This window comes from Dyella sp. OK004 (genome assembly GCF_900114495.1).
Taxonomy (GTDB): Bacteria; Pseudomonadota; Gammaproteobacteria; order Xanthomonadales; family Rhodanobacteraceae; genus Dyella_D.
On sequence record NZ_FOZI01000004.1, the window covers coordinates 138,766 to 151,098 of the forward strand.

The window sequence follows — 12,333 nt, forward strand, 5'->3', positions numbered from 1 at the left end:
CTCCTCCCTCGCAGACAGGGAAGGGAGCCAAGATGCCTGCATCATGAAGGGTGTGCGCACACTTCGGCTCATGTGCCATGCGATGTTGTGGTTCGCCCTGGCCATGGCGCCGCCGCTGGTATCGGCAGCGAAGCATCGCGCCAAGAGTCCTGGCATAACGCCGGTGCTATCGACAGACCTTGTACCCGACCAACGCATTGTGGTGCACCGGAACGCAGGCACCAGCAACGACGTCGTCGTCTCCGTCGGCATTCCGCTGCCTCCAGGCACGTTGCGCGATTCACGCCAGCTGCGCGTGCTCGACGAACACGACAACGAAGTGCCGGCAGCCGTGCAGACCCTGCTGCGCTGGCATTTCAAGGACGGCAGCGTGCGTGCCGTGCGCGTACAGTTCCGCACGGCGTTGAGTGGCGATACGCAGACTTACTATTTCGCACTAGGCAAGCCACGCCAGCGCGATCTGCCCGGCTGGCCGTACACATCGGGTTTGGTCGATGGTGAACAAGGCTTACGCGTGCCGGCCGCACTGGCGACCTTGAGTGCAGCGTGGCTGTGCGCATCACTGATCGCCGGGCCGCAGCAACCAGCCGCGCCCGGCGAGCCCTATGCCGACTACGTCGCCGCGCAATTCCAGTGGGCGCGCACATTGCCGGTAGACGATGCCTCGGCCTGGTTGTTCGACCGGCCGTCTACGCTGTTCAAGGCGTATGTGCGCACTGGCCGTTTCGATTACCTGCAAGCGGCCGACCTGAGTTACCGCTTCTATATGAAATACATCCGTCGCGATGGGTTCCCGATCAGCCCCTCCTGCGCCGGCGGCTGGCTGCGCGGCGACAAGCCCTGCGACGTGAAGTACGTCTACGTGGAACCGATCCTGCTCGCGGTAGCACTCACCGGCAACGACGGCGACCACGACCAGGCCACCGTGCGCAACATGATGACCCTGTGGGGCAACGGCGGCTGGAACACACGACCCGGTCCCTATACCAAACCCTCGCAATACTTCACCGAGCGCCTCGCCGGTCTGGGCCTGCTGGAAACTGTGAGCGCCTATGAACTCACTGGTGATCCGGATGATCTGGCGCGCATCAAGGAGCGCATCGGCTGGCTGGACGAGCACCAGCGCAACAACCCCGACCAGCTCGGCAATGACGGCTCCTGGCGCAATAGCTGGAACCTGCACGAAAACGACTCGTGGAATCCCGAAACCGATGTGCGCGGCAGCTCGCCATGGATGAGCGAAAACATCGTGGATGGCCTGTGGCACGCGTGGCTCGTTACCGGTGACGCGCGCATTCCGCCGATGCTCACCGCGTTCGGACGCTACCTGGAACGCTACGGCTGGATCGATGCCGACCTGCTGGTGCCGCCGCACGACTGGCGCAATTCGTGTTCGGGCCCCGACGGGCAGATCGCCTGGTACTGGTCGTCGTCGCACGCCAGCACCAAAGCGCTGAGCACGATCCAGGAATCGGAAGGTTGGTATAGCGACGCGCACAACGTCGAACTGACCTTGCCGGTGGCCGCCGCTTGGTACTTCGAGCGCGATCCTCAGCAGAGCGCCGCCTTGAAGCGGCGCCTGCAGAAACTCACCAGTTCCTACAGCGTCGCCTGCGCTACCGTCAACGACACGCTGCGCCGTTTCAACTGGAACAATCGCGGCAGCGGCGTGGTGCAATGGCTGATTCGCCAGCCGGCCGGCAGCGGCCTGCTGCACACACCCTCGCAACTGGCCGCGCAGGGCACGCCATGAACCGCCGTCTCGCCGTACTGCGTAGCGTCACCATCGTCTCGGTCTCGAGCTATATCGAGTACGCGCTGGGCCTCGTCGTCAGCATCTGGATCGCGCGCGCTTTGGGGCCAGCGGACTTCGGCCGCTATGCCTTCACTGTGTGGCTGTGCAGCTGGCTGATTACCTGCAGCAATCATGCGCTGACTACGTCATCCACCAAGTTCATCGCCGAAGCCGATGGCGCGGGCACGCCCACGGTGGCATCGCATATCGCGCAACATCTCAACCGCGTACAGCACCTCAGCTCGCTTATCGTCATCGTGCTGTTTCTGCTGGGCATAGCTATCCTGCGGCCCGGCGAATGGCGAGACTATCTGCTGCCGGTAACCGCGCTGGTGTTGGTCGCCACGGTGGCCAAGGCCAACTACGGCATGCTGGTGGCGATTGAGAAAGGTCAGGAACATTTCGAGCCCGAAGCCATCGCCACGGTGCTGGCCGGCGCCGTCGGCATCCTGCTGGTGATCGGCGCGACGCTGCTGCATGCGGGGCTGCTCGCCTTTGTTGCAATCTTTGCGGTATCGCAGCTGCTGCTCAATCTGCTCAACCGCCTGGCCTATCGCCGCTACTGCCAGCCGTTCGTGGCTGGCACGATTCCCATTGATATCCGCGCGCGCCTGAATCGCCATCTGCGCTTCACCGCCGTGCTGGTCCTGCTCGGTGCGTTCAAGGCGGGCACCTTCGAGGTGTTTCTGCTCAACACCTTCGCCACTTCTACCGCAGTGGGTTTCTTCGCCATCGCAGTCACTCTCACGCGTGGCGCGGTGCAGCTGTTCTCGGTGGGGCTCACCAGCACCCTGCTGCCATACATGGCGAAGTCCTTCGGCGAGCGTGGGCAGGAACACACCGCGCACTTCCTCGGCGAAGCGACGCGCTTCTACTGGGCGGTGGGCCTGATGATCGCCGGACTCGGCCTGGTCACCACGCCGCAGATCGTCGCGCTGCTCTATGGCGACCGCTACACCGCCGCCATTCCCGCGATCGAAGCCTTCCTGGTATTGGCCGGTCTGCTATTGATCGTCAACGGCATCGTTGCTTTCCAGACCGTGGTCGATCGCCAGGACGACCGTGTGCGCATCAGCGTCACCGCTTTGGTCGCCAACGCCGCGCTCGGTCTGCTGCTGGTTCCCACGCTGGGTCTGACCGGCGCTGTGCTCGCCTATGCCGGCACGCGACTGACCGAGCTTGCACTCGCCGTGTTCTACCTGCGTCGCGCTACTCGGCATGGTCTTCCGATCGGATCGATGGCGCGCCTGTTCGGTGTGGCTGTGGCTGCCACCGCGCTGGCGTGGTTGGTGACTGCATTGCTGCAAAGTCGCTACGGCTTCATCGCCGGAAGCGCCGTGTTCGTCGCGGTGTTTATGCCCGCGAGCGTGTGGGTGCGTTACTGGAGTGGCGACGATTACCGCCTGATGGGCAGCATCGCCAACCGCCTCGGCCCACCAGGGCGTGTGCTGATGCGCGGCCTGAATCTGTTGCATCGCCCGAGCGCGGGGAGTTTGTCATGACCCTGCCGCGACCAGCCTGCGTGATACTCGACCACGCCGATGCCGTGCGTCATCTGCGCGACGAACTCGCGCGCCTCGCCGAACGGCCGGGTGCCGCATCCAGCATCGTGCAGCATCCCGACTGGCTGTTGTTCGAACTGGAAAGTCGTGAAGGCGCAGCGACCCCATACGTCGTCGTCGCCAGTGGCGACAACGGCAAACCCATTGGCTACGCGCCGTTCGTCGTCGAATACCACCATGCGCGCATCGCCGTCGGCGATCGTCGCGTGCCGATATATCAAGGTCGCACCCTGCGCCTGCTCGGTGCCGGCGTCGTGGCATCACCCCATGACCGGCCCGCCGCTGAAGCCTCCATTGCCGAAGCACTCAAGCGCGACCGCAGCATTCATGTGCTGCGCATCCGCGAAACCGAACTGCCCAACACGCTGGCCAATGCCGTATCGATGGGCAGGGCGCACTTCACCACCGTGCAGGCGAACTTGCTCGACCAGATCAACTGGACCATCGAGCCACAGGAATCGCTAGACGCCTATCTCGCCGGTCTCGGCTCCAAACGTCGCAACGACCTCACCCGTCGCCTGCGCAACGTCTACAAGAAACTCGGCGAGCAAGCCCAGCTACGCGTCGTCGACACACCGGAGCAAGTCGACGAGTACTGCACACTGATGAACCAGGTCTACGCGCGCAGCTGGCATGCGGAAGCCGTAGCAATAGATTGGACACTCCCCGCGCGCCGCGCACTGTTCCGCCAGCTCGCCAGCGAACGCTGCCTGATCGGCCACCTGCTGATGCTCGGCGACCAGCCCATCGCCTACGTCCACGGCTACCGTCTCGCCGGCCGCTACCTGCTCGACGACACCGGCTACGACGAGGCTTTCGCCGCGCACGGCGTGGGCTCGGCACTGGTATTCCAGGCTGTGCAGGATCTGTTAGCGCGCTACCCGGGTGAAGTCATCGACTTTGGCTATGGCGATAACCAGTACAAGCGCGTGCTGGCGAACCGGCAGGTGTCGTGTGGGGCTTTATATATGGTGCGCGGGGTAGAGGCGCGAGCGCGGTTCGGGATGATTGCGCCGTTGCGATGGGTGTATCGCGGGATGCGGCGGGTGATGCGCCGCGAGTAGATCGCTCTGTGAGGATTCAGTCGTTTTGCGGCCGCCAGAATTTCCCATTTACAGACAGCGGCCAAGGAACATTCGCGGATCATTGCTCCATGGTAGGAGCCCACCCTGTGGGCGACCGGAATAGCACCGCTTCCCCACCGCCTTCAAGCATCCCCTAGCCTTTGTGCGCATGCGCTGACATGGATTGTCAGTAACAGCTGAAATTCGACGGCCCGTCCTTCCACGGGCTTTTTTCTGATTTTTCGCCGTATCTCCGTGGGCTCGAGCATGTTCCCATCCGTCTTCCGATGACCTTAGGAGAGGGTATTCATGCGTCTACATCACGAGGCCCGCCACAGCATTTTCCGTACTACGCGGCGTACCGTCATCAGTTTGTTAGCTCCACTGCTTCTTGGCCTTCTCTCCAGCAACACCTACGCGCAATGGCAGGTGGCCGACCGCGAACATATCCAGGCCGACGCTGAGGCCTGGGTCAAGCAATGGGCGCAGTGGAAGCAGCAGTTCGATCAGTGGGAGCAGCAGTACTTCACCATGCTCAACGTGGTGCAGGCCGGACCTGCATTTATAGACACCGGCCAGTTGGAGCGGCGGGGGCCGGACGATGGCATGGCGCAGCAATGTCCCGAGCCTGGCGCGCTCGCCGGCAAGATCGTGCAACAGCAGAACGCGTTCTGTCGGATGCTGCTTCAGGTGAACAACAACCGCTACAACGTGCTGGTCGATCTCAACCAGCAGATCGACCGGCGCAATCAAGAGATGCGAGCAATCCTGGCCAAGCGCATCACCGACGTATCGTCCAAGGACTTGGGCGGCCTCAAGTCGTTCGGCACCGAGATGCAGACCTTCCAGGCCAATGTCGAGCACGACATGAACAACGCCGAGGCAGCGCTCAAGCGATACGCGAGCCTCGCCGAGACGATCAAGCAGCAGCAGGCGCAGTTGACCGAACAGGCGTTCAAGAGCGCGCCATCCGGCAGTGGTTCGGGATTGCTCGGCGGGCTCGTCCAGGGCGCCACCCTCAAGGGTGCGCTAGAAACCGCCAAGCACTGGTAACCCCATCGAGCGTCATCACGGATGATCATCATGTTCAACGCAGCTTTTGCCAGCGCTCCCGGCCTCGGCGACCTGAGCAATTTCTTCTTTTACACCGCCATCAGGGATTTTTTGCTCGGCAGCGACGGCCTGATCACCCAATGGACTGCCGGCCTGTCCGAGCGTCTTGGCTCGTTGCTGGGAGTGGCGGTGCTGCCGCTGATCACGTTGTGGATCCTGCTGGCCGGCTATCGCATTGTCACCGGCCAGTCGCGCGAGTCGATGATGGTGCTGGTGGTCAATGCCACGCGCGCGTCGCTGATCGTGTTCATCGCCATCGGGGTCGGCATGGGCAATCCGTGGATTGCCGACAAGCTTCACGAGCTCGATCAGGTGATCAGCGAGGTGGTGACCGGCAGTACAGGTATGGCCGGCCAGATGCAGGAGAGCCTGGGCTGGATACAGTTCGCGCTGTCGAGCATCGACGCGTTGCCTACCGGCGGCGAGGCCGCGCTTGCCACGTCCAAGGAGCGGGCACTGTTGTTCACCGGCATTGGCACAGCAGGGCCGGGCATCGTCGGTGGCGTCATGCTGATGACGTTCGAGATCGCGATGAAGTTTCTGGTGGCGGTTGGACCGCTGGCGATGCTTTGCCTGCTGTTCAAGGCCACCGCGCCGGTTTTCAGGCGCTGGCTGGAAGCGTGCATCGCCACGTTGTTCGCCCTCGCCGTGGCCGAGGTGATGACCACCATCGCGTTGAAGATGGTGTGCGCGGTGGCGGCGGCGTTCTGGGGCGACCGGCTGATCAACGCGGCGGTGCAGAGCCTTCCCGGCGGCGTGGATCTTCAGATGGCCGAAGGCATCACCAGCATGGCGATGCAGCAGGGAGCACTGGGGCTGATCATGACCATGCTGATCGTCACGGTGACGGCCAAGACATCCCGCCTCTTCGGGGACATGTTGGGCAACTTCAGTCATTACTCGATGTTCGGGGCACCGGGTGGGATGTCGGCACAGCTAGGGCCGCAAGGGCAGCCGGTGGGGGCTTATCAGGCACCGGTGCAGAGGGAGACAACGTCTCATCCCAGCAATGCGGGAGTTATGCCTACAAATCACCCCGTATCAGGTTCTCACACCACGCCAGCATCAAGTAATCAAGATGTAGTGAAGACAAATGCTGAGTCTCAGCAAGGTAAGGCGAATCGTCCGATAGATCGCACATAACACTACGCACGGGGCAAGCCGCGATCTAAGTGTGCGATGCATCACGCGACTTGCGCCAGCCGCCGTACTTCTTGACGCATTCAAAACAGTTATATGAGCTCCATATGAAAATATTTTTGCGGATACTCGGATCAATGCTGTTGCTATGCGGTTTATCGCATGCGCAACAGTCTTGCGAATGGCGACAAGAAGGGCCGATGGGGCCTGCGTGGTACCAACCCGGGAGTTGGAGTGCCTGCGGAGTCTCGCAGCAACAAGTTCAGCCAGGAGTTCGTTGGGCAACACGCTGGGGGAGCATCGCGTACAGTTCAAAAACGGGAAGTCTTGGCACAACTTTTAACCAAGAAAGCAAGCGTGAAGCGGAGCTCGCTGCCATGAAGCGCTGCGGCTCTTCAAGAGACATAACGGACTGCAAAATAATCAGTACGTACTTCAATCAGTGTGCTGCGGTGGCCTGGGGAGGAGGTGTCGAGGGCTCGGGCACCGGCCCTACCATCGCTGAGGCATCCAAAGCCTCTCTGCGGTCCTGCCAGGATGGAGGAACCGACTGCAAAGTTATTTTTTCCGAATGCAGCCTTCCCGAGCGCATCCAATGACACATCTCAATGTGATGCACATGAGAGCAAGGTGGTTCGGCCTTGCTGGAATGATGTTGTTGTCTTTGAGTTTCATGGCACATGCACAACAACAATGCGGATGGCGCCAAGAAGGAGTGATCGGTCGGGGCTGGTATGACGGGGGAGGTGGTTCGTGCAATAGCGCACAGCAGAAACAAACAGCGCCGGCCATCCGATGGGTCTCAAGATGGGGGGCAATTGCAATCTGTCACAGACTGGGTCACTCGGGATCAACTGTGAACCAGAAGAGTAAGCGTGACGCAAAGCGCGTAGCTCTGCAGAACTGCAATACGGATGGGGCAACGGACTGTGAAGTCGCGCTCGCATACCACGATCAATGCGCAGCCCTCGCGTGGGGCGGTGGATTCTCAGTAGCAGCTGGTGCGGCCACGATAGAGGAAGCTGCAGCGTTAGCCATGCGGTCGTGCGATACGCAAGGATGCGAAATTGTCTACTCCGAATGCAGCCTCCCCGAACGCATTCAATGACACCTATGGAGGGGTCGCCATGAAAGAATTCGACGCCATTACCACCAACCATCCATCCCATCCAGCGTTGGCGCGGATCACCGCGGGCCAACGTCAACAGCGCATCCAGCTTTATGCCCTGGGCCTGTGGTTCATGGGCGGCATACTGGACGTCATTTACTCCACCACCTTCTTTGGCCCGGGGTGGCTCCGCGAACTGATGAATCCTGCAGGCCTCGTTTTCATGGGTAGTCTGGTTCTGGCCTATCGATGGCTTCTCATCGACAGCATGGAGCGACGCCGTTCGTATTCATTCTCCGACCATCTGCTGAACGTGGCTTTCAGTGCCGGGTATCTGTACCAGACCCGCGACCATGGAGAGCGGGTCAGTGCCATGGCGGCCTATATCGCCCTGTGCGCGAGTTGCGCCATGGCAAGTTTTGTGGGCGGCTACCTCGCCATTGGCGCGTTCATCAAGTTCAAGGTGACGAGTTCATGAAGCGCGTTCTTTTGATGATTCCGATGCTTGCCATGGCCTTCCTTCTCTACCGCTGCGGAGCTTTTGTGGGCACGCTAGATATCAAGCAGAACCCGCATCCGAAGATGCGCTACGACATCACCATAACCATCGAAGGTGCGCCGGGTCCGTTCGACGCGGTGGGTGGATTCATGCAGTACGAAGTTGCCAACAAGCAATGCGTACCACTGACGGGTGGGCCCATGAATCCGATGCGGATTCCACCGTTGGCGCATCCACCCATCGACTTCAAACGGGTCTCTGACAATGTCTACACGGGTACGGTGTATGCGGATTATTTTCTGGATGAGGACTATTTCGGCGAAGGTATGTGCCATTGGTCACTGATGAGTGCCACTGCAAGGTTGAAGGTCATGAATCGAACTTTCGCTCCATATCTTCTTCCAGACGAGCTGTTTTCACAGAAGCCGGTTACTGCCTATTTCACGCGAGACGAGTACTTGCACAACAACGTGGGATACAGCTCGACGGGGGAGCGCGATCGGTCTGTTTTTCCGTCTGATCAGCAGCAAGGCCTCTTCTCCATCACCTTGGTTGCTAAGGAGCACTTGCCATGACTATCACTAGGAAGGACTACGCTTTGCTTGACAAGGATTCATACGTCCCTCACGAGAAAGACGATTCAGTGATTTTTGGCGGAGTGGGCTACACCATCTTCGATACCTATAGTGATCCCATCACCGGCTACCACGGAACCGCCTATAGACGCACCGATACTCATGAAATCGTCATCGCTCATCGCGGCACTGAGAAAAGCTGGGGCGTGATTCAAGATGGTCCGACCGACCTTGGCATGGTGGTCACCGGCTTCAACGCGCAATTACCCGATGCGCGTGCCTTCACTAAGCGTGTGATGGAGAATGCAGAAGCATTTGCAGCTAACAAGCACGTTGCCATTCCGCCCATCACCACCACCGGCCATTCCCTAGGCGGCACGCTCGCCCAAATCACCGCCTACGAAAACCACCTTCAAGGCGTCACCTTCAACGCCTACGGCGCCGTGGATCTGCAGCACGACATTCCTGAGGGTGGAAGTCGGGTCACCAACTACGTCCGCGCCACCGATGTAGTGAGCGCGGCCAGCCGTCACTACGGAACGGTGCATGTGCTGGCGACCGCGCAGGATGTCCATGACCTTTCCCATGCGGGCTATGACGATCGGGTTACAGCTACCAGCCTTCGCAATCCATTGAGTGCCATCAGCGTTGCGGCACACAGCATCGACAACTTTGCCCCAGATAGTCCTGGCCTTGCATCGTCCGATCTGTCACCCGAGAACGAAGTCCGTGCCCGCCTGAATGCCCAAGCCATCGGCCTGTATCGGGCTGATGTGCAGGCGCTTCGTTCCAACACTCTGTCCCATGCATGGGAAATGGCACACAAAGCCGGCACCGCGCGGGAACTGCTGACGTCAGCCAGTCGTTCAGTGATGCATGGCGAATTCGCCCAAGCCGGCCACGCGCTGGACATGGCCGGTCATCGCACAGTCGAAAACCTCGCCCACCAGCGCGACACCGTGATCAACACCGCCAAACTCGCCGGCTACGCCGTTGAGGAGATGGGTCACCAAGCAGCCCACTCCGTAAGCGATGTTTATGACGCCACGCGCGATGGCATGACTCAAGGCGTCCAGATGCTCAAGCAACAGACACACCTCGTCACCGAGGTCATGAGCGATGGCATGTCGCGCGCCGCCGGTACGTTGAGCCACCCGGGCCAGTGGTTTGAATCCAGATCCGCAACACCCGACGCACCCGCGTTACTGAATCACCCCACACATCCAGGCCACGCCATGTTTCAGCAAGGTCTTCATGGTGTGCAGCGTCTCAATGCCAAACACGGCGTAGCTCCTTCGGAGCGCGATGCTAACTTCGCGGGCGCGCTTGCTTCAGCCGCGGCAGAGCAGGGCCTTACCCGCATCGACCATGTCGTGTTGAGCGATGACGCCAGCCGCGCCTTTGCCGTGCAGGGGCGCCTTCATGGTGGCATCGCGGGGCTGGATCAAAAGTATGTCTACGTGGAAACCGTGACGGCGCTGCATACGCCTCTGGCGCAGAGCAGTGCGCAGTGGGAGCTGGTCATGCAGCAGAATCAGGCCGATTTGACTTACTCACAGACGGAACAGGTGGCGCGGCAGCAGATTTCGCCGCAGGAGTCGCGCCACGTTGAGCGGTCGATGTAACCCGAGCGAGTCGTCTCCATTGCCGTGGATCGCGGCATCACACACCGACGCGCGTACTTGAGAACTGGCAAGCATCGTGCGGGGTTTTGTATGCGTTAGGCGGGCAGGGCAAGGGTGCAGTTAGGAATGAATGTGCCGTTGAGGTAGGTGTGTCGCGGGGTGTGGAGGTGATGCCTTGCTCGATTTTTTTCTGTATTGCTTCTGTCGAACCTGCTGTCTGATCCGGTGCCGGCTGGTTTCCAGCGGACAGAGGGTTGCGCGACGGCTCCCACGAGCAACAAGATGTACAGAAGGACGGCAAGGTGCCGCTTTGTCATCGAAGGGAGTGCTATGCAACTCGACCGTACTTCGGCTGCGGAAATCTCGGCGCTTCTTGAGCAGGCGAGCGCGTTGTGCGACCAATCTCTCCGAACGGTGAAGGTTCATGAGAGCCTCGGCTATATCCATGTCTATGGCCGACTGGTCGGCCACTTTCTGGGGCACAGCTACACCAACATCCTTGCTCCCCTATGGCAGGCATACCCGGATCTCGAGCCGCCCCAGATGAAAGAGGGCTATTCGCAACCCGTGGCGAGCTTAAGCGCCGAGTCGCAAGCTGCTATTGGTGCGTTCATCGAGCACGTATCCAAAGCGCTTCCGCGAATCAAGGAGCTGCTTGAGTTTCAAGAAGGGTCAATGCCGTTGCCTTTCGGCGGGTTTCCGGAGGTCGAGAATTCAGGTGCTCAGATTCGAGAGTTTCTGGCCAAACCCCGGTTCCGGGATGAGAAGCCTCCTTTGTAAGCTGTGTTGTCATCACGGGACGGCAGTGCATCGGTTTTGCTGTCGCCGCTGTCTTTCGTGTGGCACGGTGTTTCGCTTTGAATCGCTCGGCATGAGTCTGTGACGGTAGGTGCCTCTTTCTGCTTGTTCCATCCATCCAAGGCAAGGAATCTTTATGAGCTCGAAGAGGACCGCTTCGCCCGCCCTGGAAGACATTAGGGTCCCCGTAAAACTGAAGCTCTCTGCGCTGTGGGCCAGCCTGATGTTTTGCTACATCTACGGCGATTACTTCGGGCTCTTTCAGCCCGGTAACCTGCAAAGCATGCTGCAGGGCCAGATGGGTCCGCTCGGGCCGACCACTCAGGGCGCGCTGTTGGGAACGGCGGCGCTGCTGGCGGTGCCCGGCGTCATGATCTTTCTGTCGCTGGTGCTGAGGCCTGCCGTGAATCGCGTGGTGAACATCGTGCTCGGCTTGTTCTATACCGGCATCATGCTGATCTCCATGCCGGGCGCCTGGGCCTTCTATATCTTCCTTGGCGTTATCGAGATCGTGCTGTCGCTGCTGATTGTCTGGTACGCGGTGAAGTGGCCAAGGCAGGTAGTGCCGTAGCGGGGTAGTATCCCGAGCCACGTCGGCTCACCTCAACCTGGACTCGCCCATGAAGCGTTCCATAGTGCTGATCGCGCTGCTCGCACCCTCCGCCGCGTTCACCACGCCATGCGACCCGGTGAGCCGGACGTTGACCGATGTGCAAAAGACCGCATGGTCGGCATCCATCGCCAGGCAGCTTGGTGTCAAACCCGTCACGGTGCGGCAGGCCTTCGTTTTTCAGGGTTGGCGGATTGTCTACGTCGAGACCGCGGTGACCGATCCGGCCTTTCTTTTCTTTGAAGGCGATCCGGTCAAGGTGAAATACACCACGATGTGGAGCGGTGCGGCTGAGGCGAATGAAGAAAACAGCATCCTTGCCTGGACCACCGGTCATGCGCATGGCATTCCGTCTACGTTGGCTAAGTGCTTTGCATGGCATGTGACGCAGGGGCGCGGTCAGTAGGTCAGTGCAGCAATATCAGATGGATTCCGAAAGCAAGC

At 60.3% G+C, this 12,333-nt stretch carries 11 protein-coding genes; all 11 read left to right on the plus strand.

The annotated features are described in order from the left end of the window. The first annotated feature begins 82 nt into the window (after positions 1-82). The 11 genes from BM338_RS16760 to BM338_RS16820 all read left to right on the plus strand — a co-directional run bounded on the left by BM338_RS16760 (position 83) and on the right by BM338_RS16820 (position 12,295). Positions 83-1,753, plus strand: coding sequence for a hypothetical protein (locus BM338_RS16760; RefSeq protein WP_255367345.1), 1,671 nt, complete (start codon positions 83-85; stop codon positions 1,751-1,753). Next, positions 1,750-3,297 (plus strand): oligosaccharide flippase family protein, encoded by a 1,548-nt coding sequence (locus BM338_RS16765; protein WP_177229396.1) that lies wholly within the window; start codon positions 1,750-1,752, stop codon positions 3,295-3,297. Before BM338_RS16760 ends, BM338_RS16765 begins: the two co-directional genes overlap by 4 nt. Then, a complete protein-coding gene (locus BM338_RS16770) occupies positions 3,294-4,421 on the plus strand; it encodes a GNAT family N-acetyltransferase (RefSeq protein WP_090452837.1) in 1,128 nt (375 codons plus the stop codon). Before BM338_RS16765 ends, BM338_RS16770 begins: the two co-directional genes overlap by 4 nt. Before the next feature lie 309 nt (positions 4,422-4,730). Beyond that, positions 4,731-5,474 (plus strand): hypothetical protein, encoded by a 744-nt coding sequence (locus tag BM338_RS16775; RefSeq protein WP_090452839.1) that lies wholly within the window; start codon positions 4,731-4,733, stop codon positions 5,472-5,474. A gap of 30 nt (positions 5,475-5,504) precedes the next feature. After that, a complete protein-coding gene (locus tag BM338_RS16780) occupies positions 5,505-6,677 on the plus strand; it encodes a TrbL/VirB6 family protein (protein ID WP_177229397.1) in 1,173 nt (390 codons plus the stop codon). A gap of 1,124 nt (positions 6,678-7,801) precedes the next feature. Continuing rightward, the gene (locus tag BM338_RS16795) at positions 7,802-8,260 is read left to right on the plus strand and encodes a hypothetical protein (protein ID WP_090452849.1); all 459 of its coding nucleotides are present in this window, start codon (positions 7,802-7,804) and stop codon (positions 8,258-8,260) included. Continuing rightward, positions 8,257-8,856: a hypothetical protein gene (locus tag BM338_RS16800; RefSeq protein WP_090452851.1), complete on the plus strand. Its 600-nt coding sequence runs from the start codon at positions 8,257-8,259 to the stop codon at positions 8,854-8,856. The genes BM338_RS16795 and BM338_RS16800 overlap by 4 nt, the downstream gene beginning before the upstream one ends. Continuing rightward, on the plus strand, positions 8,853-10,481 hold the full coding sequence (locus tag BM338_RS16805) for an XVIPCD domain-containing protein (protein ID WP_090452854.1): 1,629 nt from the start codon (positions 8,853-8,855) through the stop codon (positions 10,479-10,481). The genes BM338_RS16800 and BM338_RS16805 overlap by 4 nt, the downstream gene beginning before the upstream one ends. A 330-nt stretch (positions 10,482-10,811) precedes the next feature. Continuing rightward, the gene (locus BM338_RS16810) at positions 10,812-11,261 is read left to right on the plus strand and encodes a hypothetical protein (RefSeq protein ID WP_090452857.1); all 450 of its coding nucleotides are present in this window, start codon (positions 10,812-10,814) and stop codon (positions 11,259-11,261) included. Positions 11,262-11,415: 154 nt separating this feature from the next. Continuing rightward, positions 11,416-11,850, plus strand: a complete 435-nt coding sequence (locus tag BM338_RS16815) for a DUF6326 family protein (protein WP_090452859.1) — start codon at positions 11,416-11,418, stop codon at positions 11,848-11,850. 49 nt (positions 11,851-11,899) lie between these two features. Continuing rightward, positions 11,900-12,295, plus strand: coding sequence for a hypothetical protein (locus tag BM338_RS16820; RefSeq protein ID WP_090452861.1), 396 nt, complete (start codon positions 11,900-11,902; stop codon positions 12,293-12,295). Positions 12,296-12,333: the final 38 nt, after the last annotated feature.

Coding starts and splice junctions, on each gene's coding strand:
- BM338_RS16810 (WP_090452857.1), top strand. CDS start 10,812: ATGCAACTCGACCGTACTTCGGCTGCGGAAATCTCGGCGCTTCTTGAG.
- BM338_RS16820 (WP_090452861.1), top strand. CDS start 11,900: ATGAAGCGTTCCATAGTGCTGATCGCGCTGCTCGCACCCTCCGCCGCG.
- BM338_RS16760 (WP_255367345.1), top strand. CDS start 83: ATGTTGTGGTTCGCCCTGGCCATGGCGCCGCCGCTGGTATCGGCAGCG.
- BM338_RS16805 (WP_090452854.1), top strand. CDS start 8,853: ATGACTATCACTAGGAAGGACTACGCTTTGCTTGACAAGGATTCATAC.
- BM338_RS16795 (WP_090452849.1), top strand. CDS start 7,802: ATGAAAGAATTCGACGCCATTACCACCAACCATCCATCCCATCCAGCG.
- BM338_RS16775 (WP_090452839.1), top strand. CDS start 4,731: ATGCGTCTACATCACGAGGCCCGCCACAGCATTTTCCGTACTACGCGG.
- BM338_RS16765 (WP_177229396.1), top strand. CDS start 1,750: ATGAACCGCCGTCTCGCCGTACTGCGTAGCGTCACCATCGTCTCGGTC.
- BM338_RS16815 (WP_090452859.1), top strand. CDS start 11,416: ATGAGCTCGAAGAGGACCGCTTCGCCCGCCCTGGAAGACATTAGGGTC.
- BM338_RS16770 (WP_090452837.1), top strand. CDS start 3,294: ATGACCCTGCCGCGACCAGCCTGCGTGATACTCGACCACGCCGATGCC.
- BM338_RS16780 (WP_177229397.1), top strand. CDS start 5,505: ATGTTCAACGCAGCTTTTGCCAGCGCTCCCGGCCTCGGCGACCTGAGC.
- BM338_RS16800 (WP_090452851.1), top strand. CDS start 8,257: ATGAAGCGCGTTCTTTTGATGATTCCGATGCTTGCCATGGCCTTCCTT.